This window comes from Streptomyces griseoflavus, from assembly GCF_014649995.1.
GTDB classification, from domain to species: Bacteria; Actinomycetota; Actinomycetes; order Streptomycetales; family Streptomycetaceae; genus Streptomyces; species Streptomyces griseoflavus.
Genome location: NZ_BMUC01000001.1, coordinates 680,316 through 696,162 on the forward strand (window position 1 = coordinate 680,316; position 15,847 = coordinate 696,162).

The window sequence follows — 15,847 nt, forward strand, 5'->3', positions numbered from 1 at the left end:
GTCAGCTGTCCTTGCGGAGGGCGTGGGCGAGAAGGTCGAGGAAGGAACGGTTGATGAGGCTCGACTCGGCGGGCCGCAGCGGACGCCGGGACAGCAGCGCGGCCTGTCCGTAGAGCGCCTCGGCGCTGGTGCGGGCCAGCTCGGGCTCGTCGATGGCGACGGCGGTGCGCACCAGCGGGTTGAGCTGGTTGAGGATCAGCTGGGCGCGCGGTGCCTCCTGGCGCAGCGCGCCGAGGATGTCGCCCCAGACGCCGCCCTCCTGCTCACGGGCGAGCTGTGAGCGGGTGCGCTCGTGCCGGGCCTCACGGCTGTCGACCAGGAGGGCGGGCGCGGAGGCGGGCTGGAAGGCGCGCAGCGCGACATCGCAGTCGAACACGGCGAGGGCGTCACGGGCCTGCGCGAGGTAGGCCGCGGCGGCCAGTTCCGTGTCCCGGTCGACGGGGTCGAGGTGGGCGGTGAGGGTCGCCGGATCGAGGTCGGCGACGGCCACCTCGGGCCTGATCTCCGGCAGGCGGTGGACCAGTTGGCGGTCGTAGGTGTAGCCGCCGTTGACGACGCCGAGCCCGGCGGCCGAGGCGATCGCCGCGACCTGCCGGAACTCCTCCACGCTCGCGGTGACCAGCACGGTGCGGTGGGTGCGGGAGAACTCGTCGAGGGTGCAGTGCCCGTCGGTGGTCTCGAACGGCAGCCACGGCAGCAGCATCCGCAGGATCTCGTCGTCGTGCACCGCGAGTGACTTCACGGCCAGGTGGTGGACCTGGAGGAAGCGGCCGAGCAGCTCCGGGTCGCTGGCGGCGGCCCGGGCGATCCACGCGCGCAGCCGCTCGGCGAGCGCGTCCCGGACGGCGGCGAGGGTGTCGTCCTCGTAGAGCGACTCGCGGGACGCCGTGGGACGCAGGCTCTCCGCGTCGACCACGCAGCGCACGAAGAACGCCCACTCGGGCAGGATCTCCCCGGCCTGTTCGGACAGCAGCATGCCCTTGACGTGCACGCGGTGGCCGTGGCGCCGTCCGGCGGGCACCGCCTCGGGCAGCACGCACGCGATGCCCCTCAGGCCGACGGCCGGCAGGTCCAGCTCGATGGTGTCCAGCGGCGCGAAGCCGAAGACCTCCTCGCCGTACGCGGCCAGTGCGCGCGAGCGGGCGCCGGGGGTGGGGTACGTCCGCTCCCAGGGCGCCGCCTCCGGGTTGACCGGGGCGCCCGCCCCGCCGCCCGTGGTGTCGGAGAAGGTCACCGGGTGACGCAGCAGCGAGCCGAAGTGCCGTGCGAGGGCGTGCACCTGCGCGGGACGGGTCCACTCGCCCGCGTCGGCGCGCGGGGTGAGCGTCACGGTGGTGCCGGGCCGGGGGCGGGCGGAGGCGGGCAGGCTGCGGACGGTGTAGCTGCCGTCGCCGCGGCCCCGCCACTCCACGGCGGGCGCGTCGGGCGTACGGGCGGAGCGGCTGAGCACGTGGATCTCGTCGGCGACGAGGAAGCAGGACAGCAGGCCGATGCCGAACTGGCCGATGAAGTCGCCGCGCTGCTCGGCGATCTTCTCCGCGCGCTTGCTGCTGCGGCCGATCGTGGCGAGGAAGGTGTGCACATCGGCCTCGGTGAGACCGACGCCGTCGTCCTCGACACGCACCAGGGTGCCGTCGGCGTACAGACGGATGCCGAACGACCCGGCGGGGGCGCCGGGTTCGAGGGTGTGCCGGGCGGTCAGCGCGTCCACCGCGTTCTGCAGGAGTTCACGCAGGTAGACGCGGGGGCTGGAGTAGAGGTGGTGGGAGAGGAGGTCGACGAGGCCGCGCAGATCCACCTGGAAGGTGCGGTCGGCGCCGGTGCCGGGAAGAGTCATCGGGCAGTCCGGGGTGAGAGGTTCGGCGGGGAGAGGGCGGGCTCAGGCGCGGCGCTGATGGCGGGCGAACTGCTTCTCGCCGTTCCCGAAGTACGTCCAGGGCCACTCGGTGTAGGCGCCGTCCAGCTCGTGGAAGACGTGCCGGCGGGCGGTGTCCTCGGAGGCGAGCGAGAGGGCCATGGCGAACATGTTGAAGTCGTGCTGCCAGCCCGGGCGCCGCTCGTAGGCGGGGTGCAGGACGCTGCGCCGGGCGGCCTCCGCCAACTCCGCCCGGACCGCCGGGGTGTCCAGGCAGTCGGAGTCGTCCGACTCCACCCAGTCCTCGATGTGGGCCATGGCCACCGCACAGCCCAGCGGATGGCCGTCGGGCGCGCCGGCGAACGCCTCACGGGCGAACGCCAGGGCCTGCCCCTGCTCACCGCCCCAGCGCGGCTGCAACTGCGACACCCACTCCAGGTGGCTCGACAGATCCAGCGGGTCACGGCGCAGCGCCGCGTCGAGCCGGGTCTCGTTGACGGCACGGCCCAGCGACATGCCCCGCCCGGAGGTGAGGAGATGGCGCCACGGGGTGAGCCACTCCGGCCGCAGCTCGGCGGCCTCGAACAGGTGCTCCTCGGCGATGCGCAGACGCTCGTGGAACACCCGCCACTGGTCCTGCGTGACGTGCACGGCCCGGGCGGCGGTGCGGGCCTCCCAGCCCCAGCGGACGTGACGCGCCCCGGAGATCAGCAGGGCCGTCGCCCGGTGCTCCTTGTCCTCCTCGACGGCGCGGACGATCCACCCCTCCACCCCGTCCAGCCCGGCCAGTTCACCGAGGACGTGGTGGTCACGGCCGAGGTCGAAGGGGGCCAGCGCCTCCTTGACCGCCTCCCACTCACCCGCGTCGGCCGCCTCCACCAGCGCGAGCACACGGGAGTCGCCGAGCGCGCGCAGCGTGTACATCCCGTTCTTCCTGCGCGGGACCGGAAGGGCGTACGGGCCCGCCGGTCTCTCCTCGCCCCTGCCGAACAGCCTGCCGAACATGCGCGCCCTCCCTGGAACCCCCGCGTGATGATCCGGAGCAGCATAAGGCGACCCCCCGACATCGCATCCACAGGGCTTTCACGAGGACTTCACGGCGGGCCGGGGGTGTGGCCCGGGTGGCCGCGCGCGGGGTCAGCCGCGCAGCTCCGCCAGCACCGCGTCCGTGAACGGCGGCCACGCCTCGGAGGCCCACGGCCCGAAGGCACGGTCGGCGAGCGCCACGCACGCCGCGCCCGCGTCCGGGTCGATCCACAGGAACGTGCCCGACTGGCCGAAGTGCCCGAAGGTGCGCGGCGACGACGAGGCGCCCGTCCAGTGCGGCGACTTGGCGTCACGGATCTCGAAGCCGAGCCCCCAGTCGTTGGGGTTCTGGTGGCCGTAGCCCGGCAGGACGCCCTTGGTCCCCGGGTACTGCACGGTCATCGCCGCCGCGACCGTGCGCGGGTCCAGCAGGCGCGGTGCCTGCACCTCGGCGGCGAACCGCAGCAGGTCGTCGACCGTGGAGACGCCGTCCTTCGCCGGGGACCCCTCCAGCGAGGTCGCCGTCATCCCCAGCGGCTCCAGCACCGCCTGCCGCAGGTACTCGCCGAACGGGATGTCCGTCGCCTTCGCGACATGCTCCCCCAGCTGCTCGAACCCGGCGTTGGAGTACAGCCGCCGCTCACCGGGCGCCGAGGTCACCCGGTGCTCGTCGAAGGCCAGCCCCGAGGTGTGCGCGAGCAGGTGCCGCACCGTCGAGCCGTCCGGGCCGGCCGCCTCGTCCAGCTCGACCGCCCCCTCCTCGTACGCCACCAGCACCGCGTACGCCGCGAGCGGCTTGGTGACCGAGGCCAGCGGGAAGCGGTGACCGGCCGGCCCGTGGGTGCCCAGGACGGTGCCGTCCGCCCGCACGACACCCGCCGCGACGGTGGGAACCGGCCAGTTCTCGATCAGCGTGAGGCTCTTCAGCGACATGCCGTCGAGCCTAAGCGCTCGGAGCCCGGGCTCCGGCAACGGGTCGGGCCGGGGTCCGGGGCCCGGGTGTCGCACGGCGTACGAAGGTGATGCCCGCACGGTAACGAGCCACCTGCCGCCGCGTCCGCCCGTTTCCCGCCCGCGTCGCTTGCCTGGAGTGCACTCCAGCGTTCTAGCGTGGGGGACATGACGGTGACGGAGACGGAGACGACAGGGGCGAGCGCCGACAGCTGCGCCGGACCGCCGCAGGGGGACCGCCGGCCGGACGGCGAGGACAGGTACACGATCAGCGAGGTCGTCGCCCTCACCGGGCTGACCGCGCACACCCTGCGCTGGTACGAGCGCATCGGACTGATGCCGCACATCGACCGTTCGCACACCGGTCAGCGGCGCTACAGCAACCGCGACCTCGACTGGCTCGCCCTCGTCGGCAAGCTCCGCCTGACCGGGATGCCGGTCGCGGACATGGTGCGGTACGCGGAACTGGTCCGCTCGGGCGACCACACCTACACCGAGCGTTTCGACCTGCTCCAGCGGACCCGCGAGGACGTGCTGTCCCGGATCGCCGAGCTCCAGGGCACGCTCGCCGTGCTCGACCGGAAGATCAGTTTCTACGCGGACGCCGGGCGGGCCCTGGCGTCGGAGAGGACACGATGACGGGCGGCGGGATCACGACGGCGGCACTGGGCGCGGGCGGCCCCGACGTGGGGGTGCAGGGCCTCGGTTGCATGGGCATGAGCTTCGCCTACGGTCCCGCGGACGCGGACGCCTCCCGGGCGACGCTGGAGCGGGCCCTGGAGCTCGGCGTCACCCTGTACGACACGGCCGACGCCTACGGCGACGGCGACAACGAGCGCTTCCTCGCCCCGTTCCTCGCGGCGCACCGGGACGAGGTGGTCATCGCCACCAAGTTCGCCCTGGCGATCCCGCCGGACGAGCCGGACCGGCGGATCATCCGCAACGACGCGCCCTACATCCGCCGGGCCGTCGAGGCGAGCCTGACGCGCCTGGACGCCGACGTGATCGACCTCTACTACATGCACCGGCGCGACGTGGACGTGCCGATCGAGGAGACCGTCGGCGTGATGGCCGACCTGGTGCGCGAGGGCAAGGTCAAGCAGCTCGGTCTGAGCGAGGTCACCGCGGACGAACTGCGCGCCGCGCACACCGTGCACCCGATCGCTGCCGTGCAGTCGGAGTGGTCGCTGTTCAGCCGGGACATCGAGGCGAAGGTGGTGCCCGCCGCGCGCGAGCTGGGCGTGACCCTCGTCCCTTACTCGCCGCTCGGCCGGGGCTTCCTGACCGGCTCCTTCGCCGACGCCGACCAGGACCTCACCGCGGACGACTTCCGCCGCCGGATGCCCCGCTTCACGGGCGCCAACGCGGCGGCCAACGCGGCCCTGCTGGAACCGGTCCGCGCGGTCGCCGGGGCCCACGGCGCCACCCCCGGCCAGATCGCCCTGGCCTGGGTGCACCAGCAGGCCGCCGTCCACGGACTCCCGGTCGTGCCGATCCCGGGCACCCGGAGGCCGGCCCGCGTGGAGGAGAACACGGCGGCGACCCGCATCACCCTGACCGGGGAGGAACTGGCTCTCCTGGACCCGATCGCCGCGCGGGTGGCCGGCACCCGCTACGCCGACATGACGTTCACCTCCGCCGGACGGGAGTGAGCTAGGGGCGCGGGGCCGTGATTCCGTGCGGCTCCGCCCGCGCGACCGGGCACCGAAGGGACGCCAGGGCTCCGACAGCGGGACGCTAGAGCTCCGACAGCAGCTCCGCCTTCTTGGCGGAGAACTCCTCGTCGGTCACCAGACCGGCCTGGTGCAGTTCCCCCAGGTGCCGGATCCGCTCGGCGATGTCCGCCGGGTCACGCCGAGCGGGCGCGACGGACACCGCCGGCACCGGCGCGCAGTTGCGCACCGCCGCCAGCACCGCCCCCGCGAACGGCAGCGACTCGTGCACCGGCCCGTACCCCAGCCCGAACACCACCGCCGCCGGGTCCTGATCGGCCTGCCCCGCCGTCCCGTCCGCCGCGTCCCGCCGCAGCAACCGCAGGTGCCCCTCGAAGACCTCGGGCGAGCGCCACTCCACCCCGCTCAGTTCACCGATCGGGAACCGCTGGTCCCCGGCCTTCCACTTGGCCGACGACGCGCCCGTCCAGAACCACCGGAAGGACACCGCCGTACCGTCGAACGTCGCCTTCCCGTCGTACGCCTTGAACTGCAGCGGCACCTCGGGCGCGGCCACCAGGTGGCGTTCGGCGGGCCCCGACTCGGTCAGCCGCGCGCGCAGTTCGTCGGCGTAGTACTCGGCGAGCGTCTCCCGCTCGGCGGGCAGCACCAGCCGGTAGGGGTCGCTGCTCTCCTTCAACTGCCCGGCGGCCGCCTCCAGGAGGGGATCCGCTCCCGGCCGCAGCTCGGCCCGGAGCACGACGGTGCCGCGCCTGCCGGGCGTGAGGGTCACCCCCTCGATCGCCTCCAGCGGCACCCGCCGCTCCCCGAGTGCCTGGAACAGCTTGGGTGTTCGAATCCCCCGCTCGTAACGGATGAGCACGGAGTCGGACTCGAACTCCCAGGCGGCATGAAATCCAGCCAGTACGTCACCCATGCGGCTCATCGTATGCGGCACGAGCTTCTCCGTCCCCTCCCCACGCATACCGCAGTATCTCCGCTTCTACGCGCGTCCGATAGGTGTCGTACCGGACAAACCCGCTCGGCAGGTGTCGTCCCCGTGCGCACAGGACACCGCGCGGTATGCGCCAACACCGATCTCGGCGAAGTTCCGCACACTGTCCGTCCCCGGGACGAAGTACCCGCCGTGGCCCTTCGCCTCCCGCGCCGACAGCACCCGCGCGCCGAACCCGGCGGCGACCGGATCGGCCCCGTGCCCCAGGCCGCCGAGCTCCAGGTACGGCACGTCCTGGATCCAGTCGTCGGCGTCCCGCATCGCCCACACCCGGGCGGTGGTGTCCAGTTCGGCGGCCTTCTCCACCCGCATGCCGGGGCTGCCCGCCACCGCGATGTCCGCCACCCGCTCCGGCAGGGAGTCCGCGGCGATCCCGCACACCACGGAGCCGTAGCTGTGGCAGAACAGCGAGACCGGCGCCTTCCCGGGCAGTCCGCGCAGCATCGCGTCCAGCCGCCGGGCGCCGTCCTCGGCGCGCATCGCCATGGCGGCGTCCATGCCGAGCCCGCTGGGGGTGGTGTAGTCGGCCCAGGCGATCACGGCGGTGCGGGCCGTGGGGTCGGCCTCGCGCTCCGCCGCGTACAGGGACTTCGCCATGCCGGCGGGAGCCGAGTAGCGGCGGTCGGTGCGCTGGAAGGTGAGCAGGTCGGTGTCGGCGCCCGGCACGACGACCGAGACCCGCTCGGCCCGGGGCAGGTCGCCGATGACCTCGGCGACCCGGCCGGAGCCCGACGGGTCGAAGGCGAGGATGTGCCGGCCGGGGTGCATCAGCGCCTCGAAGCGGTCCAGCCTGCGGGCGGCGTGCCGCTGTCCGGACGCGGTGAGACGGCTGTCGTGCACACGGTCGAGTTCGACGTCCCGGGCCTCCCCGAGCGCGATCCGGTTGGCGCGGTAGCGCAGCTCGACCGGCGCGCCGTTCATGTTGCCGACCGCCAGGGGATAGCGGTGGGCGAGGTACGCCCGCTGCCCGTCGGTGAGGGAGGCGAAGAACCGGGTCAGCCGCGCGGGTCCCGCGTCCGGGTCGGGCAGCCGGTGACCGGCTATCCGTCCCTTCTCCCACGCGACGAGCGACGCCTGGAGCGGGGCCGGGTGGCGCTGGTGGCGCAGCGCCGTCCAGCCGGTGGTCGCCAGCATCACGAAGACGACGGCGAGCGCGAGCAGCGCGCGCAGGACGTTCGATTGCGGGGAGGTGTCGAAGGAAGTCACTGAAAGGACACACTAGGAGAACGGGAGTGTCTCGCGTGAATCAAGTGACCGGTATCACGTTTCGGTGCCCCGGTTCGGGGATGGTCCCGTACGCCAGTTGCCCGCGAGCGCCGGACCCACCTGGTCGAGGCAGGCCGTCATCACCGCCCGCATGGCCTCGGGACTGCAGTCGTCCCCGGCGGACCAGCGCCGCTCCGCCACCCGGACCACCCCGCCGAACGCGGCCACCAGGATCCGCGGCCGGGGGTCGGCGTCCACGTCGAGCCCCTCGCGGTCGGCGATGACGCGCGCCAGCTCCTCCTCCAGCTCCGTCGCACGGCGCAGATGGGCGGCGAGCAGGGCGGGCGTCGACTCGATCACCCGGTAGACGCGCATGTGCAGGTCCAGCGGGACCAGCTGCTCCACGGCCTCGGTGATGCCGTCCCAGCTGTCCAGCACGGCCCGGCGCAGCACCTCCAGCGGTGCCTCGTGCGGAGGGCGTGCGCGTACGGCGTCGAGGACGCGTGACTCCGCGAGCCGTGCCACGAAGAACGCCACCTCCTCCTTGCCGGCGAAGTAGCGGAAGAACGTGCGCTGCGAGACGTCGACGGCCGCGACGATGTCGTCGACGGTCGTCCCCTCGTACCCGCGCGTGGCGATCAGCTCCAGTGCGGCCCGGACCAGCGCGTCCCTGGTGCGCTGCTTCTTGCGCTCCCGCAGACCCGGCCGCGGCGGCGCGCCCACGGCGCTCTCGGCCGTCCCCATGGCGCCTCCTCGAACGGTTCCCGCTGCTCAGGCTATGAGCACGTTTCGTGTCAGTGACCGTCTGATGAATTGGTTTGTCAGCTGTCAGTCGCTGACATTAGCTTGCACATATGACTAGTCAGACCACCATCGACAAGGCGGGGCCGGGGGACGGGCCTCCGTCCGCCCCGTCGGGCACGACTCCGGGCAAGGGGCTGCGGGGGCACCCCTGGTTCACCCTCGTGACCGTCGCCGTGGGGGTCATGATGGTGGCCCTGGACGGCACCATCGTGGCCATCGCGAACCCGGCCATCGCCGCGGACCTCGGAGCCACCTGGTCCGATCTCCAGTGGATCACCAACGCCTACTTCCTCGCCCTCGCGGTCTCCCTGATCACCGCGGGCAAGCTCGGTGACCGGTTCGGTCACCGGCAGACCTTCCTCATCGGTGTGGCCGGCTTCGCCGCGTCCTCGGCCGCCATCGGGCTGTCCGAGGGCATCACGATGGTCATCGTCTTCCGTGTCTTCCAGGGCCTGTTCGGCGCGCTGCTGATGCCGGCCGCGCTCGGCCTGCTGCGGGCCACCTTCCCGGCCGAGAAGCTCAACATGGCGATCGGCATCTGGGGCATGGTCATCGGTGCCTCCACCGCCGGCGGCCCGATCCTCGGCGGCGTCCTCGTCGAGCACGTCAACTGGGAGTCGGTCTTCTTCATCAACGTGCCGGTCGGCGTCCTCGCCGTCGCGCTCGGCGCGTGGATCCTGCTCGACCACCGTGCCGAGAACGCCCCGCGGTCCTTCGACGTCCTCGGCATCGTCCTGCTGTCCGGTGCGATGTTCTGCCTCGTCTGGGCGCTGATCAAGGCACCCGAGTGGGGCTGGGGCGGCCTGTGGACGTGGACGTTCATCTCCGTCGCGGTCGGCCTCTTCGGGGGGTTCGCGGCGTGGCAGTCGCAGGTGCGGGAGCCGCTGATCCCGCTGGCGCTGTTCCGGTCCGTCCCGCTGTCCGCGGGCGTGGTGCTGATGGTGCTGATGGCCATCGCCTTCATGGGCGGCCTGTTCTTCGTCACCTTCTACCTGCAGAACGTGCACGGCATGAGCCCCGTCGACGCCGGTCTGCACCTGCTGCCGCTCACCGGCTCGATGATCGTCGGCTCGCCGCTCGCCGGCGTGATGATCACCAAGGTCGGTCCGCGCATCCCGCTGGCCGGCGGCATGACCCTCACCGCGCTGTCCATGTACGGCATGTCGACGCTGGAGACGGACACCGGCAGCGGCGTGATGTCGCTCTGGTTCGCCCTGCTCGGCCTGGGCCTCGCCCCCGTCATGGTCGGTGCCACCGAGGTCATCGTGGGCAACGCCCCGCTGGAGCTGTCCGGTGTCGCGGGCGGTCTCCAGCAGGCGGCCATGCAGATCGGCGGCAGCCTCGGCACGGCCGTGCTCGGAGCGGTGATGGCCTCCAAGGTCGACAGCGACCTCCCCGGCAACTGGAAGGAGGCCGGTCTTCCGCCGCTCAGCGGGGACCAGGCCGACGCGACCGCCGAAGCCGTCCAGTTCGGTATCGCGCCGGTGTCCCCGGACATGCCGCCGGAGGTCGTCCAGAAGATCACCGACGTCTCCCACGACACCTTCATGTCCGGCATGAGCCTGGCGTCCCTCACCGCCGCCGGTGTCGCCGTGGTGGCGATCTTCGTCGCGTTCCTCACCAAGCGCGGTGAGAACGCGGAGGCCGGTGCGGGAGTCGGACACATCTGACGGACCGTTCCGTGACCCGGTTCGCTCATCAGGGTGAACCGGCGCGGTGATCCCTCCCCGTGGGGAGGGATCGCAGGTCACAGTGGGTCAAGTCCTGCGCAGGGCACGGGGGGAGCACTGCCGCTGCGCGCTGCCGGAGGGGGGCGGCGCGCGGACGGCGGCCCACCTGCCGCGCGAACGGGGTGAATCCACCGCGGAAGCGGGGGTACCCGCCATGTCAACGAACCCCTAAGGGAGTTGATGATGGCGAGCTTCGGACACGGTACGCGCAGGCACCCCCGCACACGTGGCCGGACGGGGTCACGGTCCGGGCCGGATCGCGCGACACTCGGAATCATCGGAGTCATCTGCGCGGTCGCCGGTTTCTTCACGCTGGGGATCATCCTCGGCCCGGCGGCGATCGTCTGCGGCTGGCTCGCCATGGGCCGCAGCTGGACGGGCACCCGCTCGCTGCCGGCCCTGGTCGCCGTGGTCCTGGGCGCCATCGACACGCTTCTGGCCATCATCTTCCTGGCCGGAGCGGCAGGTTCGGGTTACGGCATGTTCTGACCCGGGCGTGGGACAGGGGTGAGCCCCCGGCTTCGTGCCGGGGGCTCACCCCTGTCCCGCTCGCGTTGCCGGAACCGAACGGGCGGAGGGCCCCCGGCGTGTCGCCGGGGGCCCTCCGCCCTGTGCGCTCCCCGCACGCCCGCCGCGGGCGCTACGCGTCGCCGCCCGCCACCCCCGGGTCGGCCGCGGCCACGTCCAGCAGCCGGTACCGGTCGATCGCCTGCTTGAGCACCGACCGGTCGAGATGGCCCTCGCGGGCCAGCTCCGTCAGCACCGCCACCACGATCGACTGCGCGTCGATGTGGAAGAACCGCCGGGCCGCCCCGCGCGTGTCCGCGAAGCCGAAACCGTCCGCGCCCAGCGACTGGTACGTCCCCGGCACCCAGCGCGCGATCTGGTCCGGCACCGACCGCATCCAGTCGGACACCGCCACCACCGGCCCCGCCGCCGACGCCAGCTTGCGCGTCACGTACGGGGTCCGCTGCTCCTCCTCCGGGTGGAGCAGGTTGTGCCGCTCGCAGTCCACCGCCTCGCGCCGCAGCTCGTTCCAGGAGGTCGCCGACCAGACGTCCGCCTTGACGTTCCACTCCTCGGCGAGGATCTTCTGCGCCTCGACCGCCCACGGCACCGCCACCCCGGACGCCAGGATCTGCGCCGGGAGGGAGCCCGCCGTGCCCTCGCTGAAGCGGTACAGGCCCTTGACGATGCCCTCGGCGTCCACGTTCTCCGGCTCGGCCGGGTGCTGGATCGGCTCGTTGTAGACGGTCAGGTAGTAGAAGACGTCCTCGCCGTGGGGGTGCCGCTCGTCGGAGCCGTACATCCGGCGCAGCCCGTCCTGCACGATGTGCGCGATCTCGTAGCCGAACGCCGGGTCGTACGCGACACACGCCGGGTTGGTGGACGCCAGCAGATGCGAGTGGCCGTCCGCGTGCTGGAGACCCTCACCCGTCAGCGTCGTGCGCCCCGCGGTCGCGCCCAGGACGAAACCGCGCGCCAGCTGGTCGGCCATCTGCCAGAACTGGTCGCCGGTGCGCTGGAAGCCGAACATCGAGTAGAAGACGTACACCGGGATGAGCGGCTCGCCGTGCGTGGCGTACGCCGAACCAGCGGCGATCAGCGAGGCCGTGCAGCCCGCCTCGGAGATGCCGTCGTGCAGCATCTGCCCGTTCGGCGCCTCCTTGTAGGCGAGCAGCAGCTCCCGGTCCACGGACTCGTACTGCTGCCCCAGCGGGTTGTAGATCTTCGCACTCGGGAAGAAGGAGTCCATGCCGAACGTGCGGTACTCGTCCGGCGCGATCAGCACGAAGCGCCTGCCGATCTCCTTGTCCCGCATGAGGTCCTTCAGGAGCCGGACGAAGGCCATGGTCGTCGCGATGGACTGCTGGCCGGAGCCCTTCTTCACGGTCGCGTACGTCGTGTCCCCGGGCAGCGACAGCGGCTTCGACCGCACCACGCGCGTCGGCACGTAACCGCCGAGCGACTTGCGGCGGTCGTGCATGTACTGCATCTCCTCGGTGTCCGGCCCGGGGTGGTAGTAGGGCGGCAGACCGGACTCGAGGTCCTTGTCGGCGATCGGCAGGTGCAGCCGGTCCCGGAAGTGCTTGAGGTCGTCGACCGTCAGCTTCTTCATCTGGTGGGTGGCGTTGCGGCCCTCGAAGTTCGGGCCCAGGGTCCAGCCCTTGACCGTCTTCGCGAGGATCACCGTCGGCTGGCCCTTGTGCTCCTGGGCCGCCTTGTACGCGGCGTAGATCTTGCGGTGGTCGTGACCGCCGCGGCCCAGGTGCAGGATCTGGTCGTCGGTCATGTGCTCGACCATCGCGCGGAGCCGGTGGTCGTCACCGAAGAAGTGGTCACGGATGTACGCGCCCGACTCGGTGGCGTACGTCTGGTACTGGCCGTCCGGCGTGGTGTTCATCCGGTTGACCAGCACACCGTCGCGGTCCTGGGCGAGCAGCGGGTCCCAGGTGCGGTCCCAGACCAGCTTGATCACGTTCCAGCCGGCGCCCCGGAAGACCGATTCCAGCTCCTGGATGATCTTGCCGTTGCCGCGCACCGGTCCGTCGAGCCGCTGGAGGTTGCAGTTGACGACGAAGGTGAGGTTGTCCAGACCCTCGCGCGCGGCGATGGTCAGCTGGCCCAGCGACTCCGGCTCGTCCATCTCGCCGTCGCCGAGGAACGCCCACACGTGCGACTTCGACGTGTCCGCGATGCCGCGCGCCTGCATGTAGCGGTTCATCCGCGCCTGGTAGATCGCGCCGATCGGGCCGAGACCCATCGACACGGTCGGGAACTCCCAGAAGTCCGGCATCAGCCGCGGGTGCGGGTACGACGACAGCGCGTACGGGGCCCGCGACTTCTCCTGCCGGAAGCCGTCGAGGTGCCGCTCGCTCAGCCGGTCCAGCAGGTAGGCGCGGGCGTAGATGCCGGGGGAGGCGTGGCCCTGGAAGAAGACCTGGTCGCCGCCGTCCCCCTCGTCCTTGCCGCGGAAGAAGTGGTTGAACCCCACGTCGTACAGCGACGCGGAGGACGCGAACGTGGCGATGTGGCCGCCGACCCCGATGCCGGGCCGCTGCGCGCGGGAGACCATCACGGCGGCGTTCCAGCGCGTCGCGTTGAGGATCTTGCGTTCGATCTCCTCGTTGCCCGGGAAGAACGGCTCGGCCCGGGTCGGGATCGTGTTGACGTAGTCCGTACTGCGCATCTCGGGGACGGCCACGCGCTTGGCGCGGGCGCGCTCGATCAGCCGCAGCATCAGGTAGCGGGCCCGCTCCCGGCCGCGCTCGTCGACCGCGGCGTCGAGGGAGTCGAGCCACTCCTGCGTTTCCTCGGGATCGAAGTCAGGAACCTGACTCGGAAGGCCGCCAATGATGATCGGGTTGCGATCGGATGCGGAAGCCACGCTGTTCCTTACCTGTCGGAGGGCCGTGAAGGGACCGCCGTCTCGCTGCTGCGGCCCGGTGTGCGCCGCTCCCCATGGTCCACCTCGTGGCCGCCGGCGTCATCTCTACCGGGAGGTAATCCGCGGTCGCGGCCAGTACGGTGTGCAGGGGGCTCGTCCAATCGAGTCTTCGCACATAGAGACGGTTCCCAAAGGGCCAAACGGGGCACATGGGTGTGGTGCGCGTCACAGCGGGCCAGGTCGGTGTGCCTGTGGTTGCGGTGACCCGCCAGGATCGTCACCGTTTCGGCGGTCTGTACGGCCGGGTACTTGCGCGATCCGTCCCGCCCGTGTGGACTACGGCCAATGCTTCGCGCACGCGCGTGGCTGAGATATTCCCAAGACATGATCAGGAGGCAACCCGTGAGCGCGACCGCGGACCACGCGGAGGAGCGGACGAACCCTGCCGCCAGGCTGGGGTTCCAGCCCGGGCAGGTGGTCCAGGAGATCGGCTACGACGACGACGTCGACCAGGAGCTCCGCGAGGCCATCGAGGGCGTCATCGAGAGCGACCTTGTCGATGAGGACTACGACGACGTGGCCGACGCCGTTGTGTTGTGGTTCCGCGACGACGACGGCGACCTGACGGATGCGCTGGTGGATGCCACCACGTACATCGAAGAGGGCGGCGCGATCCTGCTCCTCACGCCGAAGACCGGCCGTTCGGGCTACGTCGAGCCGAGCGACATCTCGGAGGCCGCCACCACGGCGGGCCTGACGGCGTCCAAGAGCGTCAGCGTCGGAAAGGACTGGAGCGGCAGCCGGCTGGCGACGCCGAAGGCCGCCAAGTCGAAGCGGTGAATCATCGGCGGACGGGCGGCCGCGTGACGCGGTGGCCCGTCCGCCGGCCTGTCGTACTTCCTGCGTAGGGTGGACGGAGCGAACCACCCCGAAGGGATGATCACGACAATGGCGATCCAGGTCGGCGACAAGGCCCCCGAGTTCGAACTCAAGGACAACCACGGTGCCACCGTGCGGCTGTCCGACTTCCGGGGGCACCAGAACGTGGTGGTGCTCTTCTACCCGTTCGCCTTCACCGGCGTGTGCACCGGCGAGCTGTGCGAGATCCGGGACAACCTGCCGCGGTTCTCCGACCGCGACACCCAGGTGCTCGCCGTCTCCAACGACTCCATCCACACCCTGCGCGTCTTCGGCGAGCAGGAGGGCCTGGGGTACCCGCTGCTCAGCGACTTCTGGCCGCACGGCGAGGTCTCGCGGGCCTACGGCGTCTTCGACGAGGACAAGGGCTGCGCGGTGCGCGGGACCTTCGTCATCGACAAGGAGGGCGTCGTGCGCTGGAGCGTGGTCAACGCCCTGCCGGACGCCCGTGACCTGAACGAGTACGTGAAAGCCCTCGACACCCTGTGATCGTTCGTTTCCTGGGCCTGCGGGCCCCGGGAACCCCTCACTAGGATCGACTCGTTGATCCGACATCCGACGCACGACGGGGCACCCCGCCCCTGGACACCAAGGGAGGACTCGTGGGAGTCAGCCTCAGCAAGGGCGGCAACGTATCGCTGAGCAAGGAGGCGCCGGGCCTGACCGCGGTCATCATCGGACTGGGGTGGGACGTCCGTACGACGACCGGCACCGACTTCGACCTGGACGCCAGCGCCCTGCTGCTGAACAACTCGGGCAAGGTCGGCAGCGACGCCAACTTCGTCTTCTTCAACAACCTCAAGAGCCCGGACGGCTCCGTCGAGCACACCGGTGACAACCTCACCGGTGAGGGCGAGGGCGACGACGAGCAGATCAAGGTCAACCTGGCCGGCGTCCCGGCGGAGATCGAGAAGATCGTCTTCCCGGTCTCCATCTACGACGCCGAGAACCGCCAGCAGTCCTTCGGCCAGGTGCGCAACGCCTTCATCCGCGTCGTCAACCAGGCCGGCGGCGCCGAGATCGCCCGCTACGACCTCTCGGAGGACGCCTCCACCGAGACCGCCATGGTCTTCGGGGAGCTGTACCGGCACGGCGCGGAGTGGAAGTTCCGCGCCATCGGACAGGGCTACGCCTCGGGCCTGCGCGGCATCGCGCAGGACTTCGGCGTGAACGTCTGACACCTCTGCGGGCGGCGACGCCCGAGCACGGCCGCCTTCGCGGCCACACCGCCCGGCGCCGCACGGTTTACGTGCGGCGCCGGACGCGCAGGACCACCGTGAGAAACACCAACCGGAGGGGGAC

The 15,847-nt window shown here is 71.5% G+C and carries 14 protein-coding genes; 7 read left to right on the top strand and 7 right to left on the bottom strand.

Going from position 1 to position 15,847, the window contains the following annotated elements; all coding sequences use genetic code 11:
• Position 1: 1 nt before the first annotated feature.
• The 3 genes from IE172_RS02925 to IE172_RS02935 all read right to left on the bottom strand — a co-directional run bounded on the left by IE172_RS02925 (position 2) and on the right by IE172_RS02935 (position 3,814).
• Positions 2–1,837, bottom strand: coding sequence for an HSP90 family protein (locus IE172_RS02925; protein ID WP_190095438.1), 1,836 nt, complete (start codon positions 1,835–1,837; stop codon positions 2–4).
• A 42-nt stretch (positions 1,838–1,879) separates the two neighbouring features.
• On the bottom strand, positions 1,880–2,860 hold the full coding sequence (locus IE172_RS02930) for a hypothetical protein (RefSeq protein ID WP_190095439.1): 981 nt from the start codon (positions 2,858–2,860) through the stop codon (positions 1,880–1,882).
• A gap of 132 nt (positions 2,861–2,992) precedes the next feature.
• Positions 2,993–3,814, bottom strand: a complete 822-nt coding sequence (locus IE172_RS02935; protein WP_190095440.1) for a serine hydrolase domain-containing protein — start codon at positions 3,812–3,814, stop codon at positions 2,993–2,995.
• A 192-nt stretch (positions 3,815–4,006) separates the two neighbouring features.
• On the opposite strand from IE172_RS02935, the gene IE172_RS02940 reads away from it, so the two are divergent.
• Both IE172_RS02940 and IE172_RS02945 read left to right on the top strand, forming a co-directional pair.
• Positions 4,007–4,471, top strand: a complete 465-nt coding sequence (locus IE172_RS02940) for a MerR family transcriptional regulator (protein WP_431995667.1) — start codon at positions 4,007–4,009, stop codon at positions 4,469–4,471.
• Positions 4,468–5,484: an aldo/keto reductase gene (locus IE172_RS02945; RefSeq protein WP_190095442.1), complete on the top strand. Its 1,017-nt coding sequence runs from the start codon at positions 4,468–4,470 to the stop codon at positions 5,482–5,484. The genes IE172_RS02940 and IE172_RS02945 overlap by 4 nt, the downstream gene beginning before the upstream one ends.
• 85 nt (positions 5,485–5,569) lie before the next feature.
• Here the strand turns inward: IE172_RS02945 and IE172_RS02950 are convergent, their stop codons facing one another.
• From IE172_RS02950 to IE172_RS02960, 3 genes are all read right to left on the bottom strand, one after another.
• A complete protein-coding gene (locus tag IE172_RS02950) occupies positions 5,570–6,421 on the bottom strand; it encodes a DUF4429 domain-containing protein (protein ID WP_190095443.1) in 852 nt (283 codons plus the stop codon).
• A 66-nt stretch (positions 6,422–6,487) separates the two neighbouring features.
• Positions 6,488–7,705: an alpha/beta hydrolase gene (locus IE172_RS02955; protein ID WP_190095444.1), complete on the bottom strand. Its 1,218-nt coding sequence runs from the start codon at positions 7,703–7,705 to the stop codon at positions 6,488–6,490.
• Positions 7,706–7,759: 54 nt separating this feature from the next.
• Entirely contained in the window at positions 7,760–8,449 is a 690-nt protein-coding gene (locus IE172_RS02960; RefSeq protein WP_190095445.1) for a TetR/AcrR family transcriptional regulator, read from the bottom strand.
• A 110-nt stretch (positions 8,450–8,559) separates the two neighbouring features.
• On the opposite strand from IE172_RS02960, the gene IE172_RS02965 reads away from it, so the two are divergent.
• Together IE172_RS02965 and IE172_RS02970 are read left to right on the top strand one after the other, a co-directional pair.
• A complete protein-coding gene (locus IE172_RS02965; RefSeq protein WP_190095446.1) occupies positions 8,560–10,179 on the top strand; it encodes an MFS transporter in 1,620 nt (539 codons plus the stop codon).
• 240 nt (positions 10,180–10,419) lie between these two features.
• Positions 10,420–10,728 (top strand): small hydrophobic protein, encoded by a 309-nt coding sequence (locus tag IE172_RS02970; protein ID WP_190095447.1) that lies wholly within the window; start codon positions 10,420–10,422, stop codon positions 10,726–10,728.
• A gap of 151 nt (positions 10,729–10,879) precedes the next feature.
• Here IE172_RS02970 and aceE read toward each other — a convergent pair whose 3' ends face one another.
• Positions 10,880–13,627, bottom strand: coding sequence for a pyruvate dehydrogenase (acetyl-transferring), homodimeric type (gene aceE, locus IE172_RS02975; protein WP_190095448.1), 2,748 nt, complete (start codon positions 13,625–13,627; stop codon positions 10,880–10,882).
• Between the two features lie 402 nt (positions 13,628–14,029).
• Here aceE and IE172_RS02980 point away from each other — a divergent pair, with 402 nt between their 5' ends.
• The 3 genes from IE172_RS02980 (at position 14,030) to IE172_RS02990 (ending at position 15,723) form a co-directional block, all read left to right on the top strand.
• Positions 14,030–14,467 carry a DUF3052 domain-containing protein gene (locus IE172_RS02980; protein WP_167530103.1) on the top strand — a complete coding sequence of 146 codons (438 nt, stop codon included), beginning with the start codon at positions 14,030–14,032 and terminating at the stop codon, positions 14,465–14,467.
• 108 nt (positions 14,468–14,575) lie between these two features.
• Positions 14,576–15,034, top strand: coding sequence for a peroxiredoxin (locus IE172_RS02985; protein WP_190095449.1), 459 nt, complete (start codon positions 14,576–14,578; stop codon positions 15,032–15,034).
• 113 nt (positions 15,035–15,147) lie between these two features.
• A complete protein-coding gene (locus tag IE172_RS02990; protein WP_189555606.1) occupies positions 15,148–15,723 on the top strand; it encodes a TerD family protein in 576 nt (191 codons plus the stop codon).
• Positions 15,724–15,847 lie beyond the last annotated feature (124 nt).

What these genes read in the sequence shown, in the direction of transcription:
- IE172_RS02935 (WP_190095440.1), bottom strand. Translation starts at nt 3,814, where the DNA reads ATGTCGCTGAAGAGCCTCACGCTGATCGAGAACTGGCCGGTTCCCACC.
- IE172_RS02970 (WP_190095447.1), top strand. Translation starts at nt 10,420, where the DNA reads ATGATGGCGAGCTTCGGACACGGTACGCGCAGGCACCCCCGCACACGT.
- IE172_RS02960 (WP_190095445.1), bottom strand. Translation starts at nt 8,449, where the DNA reads ATGGGGACGGCCGAGAGCGCCGTGGGCGCGCCGCCGCGGCCGGGTCTG.
- IE172_RS02945 (WP_190095442.1), top strand. Translation starts at nt 4,468, where the DNA reads ATGACGGGCGGCGGGATCACGACGGCGGCACTGGGCGCGGGCGGCCCC.
- IE172_RS02965 (WP_190095446.1), top strand. Translation starts at nt 8,560, where the DNA reads ATGACTAGTCAGACCACCATCGACAAGGCGGGGCCGGGGGACGGGCCT.
- IE172_RS02950 (WP_190095443.1), bottom strand. Translation starts at nt 6,421, where the DNA reads ATGGGTGACGTACTGGCTGGATTTCATGCCGCCTGGGAGTTCGAGTCC.
- IE172_RS02985 (WP_190095449.1), top strand. Translation starts at nt 14,576, where the DNA reads ATGGCGATCCAGGTCGGCGACAAGGCCCCCGAGTTCGAACTCAAGGAC.
- IE172_RS02930 (WP_190095439.1), bottom strand. Translation starts at nt 2,860, where the DNA reads ATGTTCGGCAGGCTGTTCGGCAGGGGCGAGGAGAGACCGGCGGGCCCG.
- IE172_RS02925 (WP_190095438.1), bottom strand. Translation starts at nt 1,837, where the DNA reads ATGACTCTTCCCGGCACCGGCGCCGACCGCACCTTCCAGGTGGATCTG.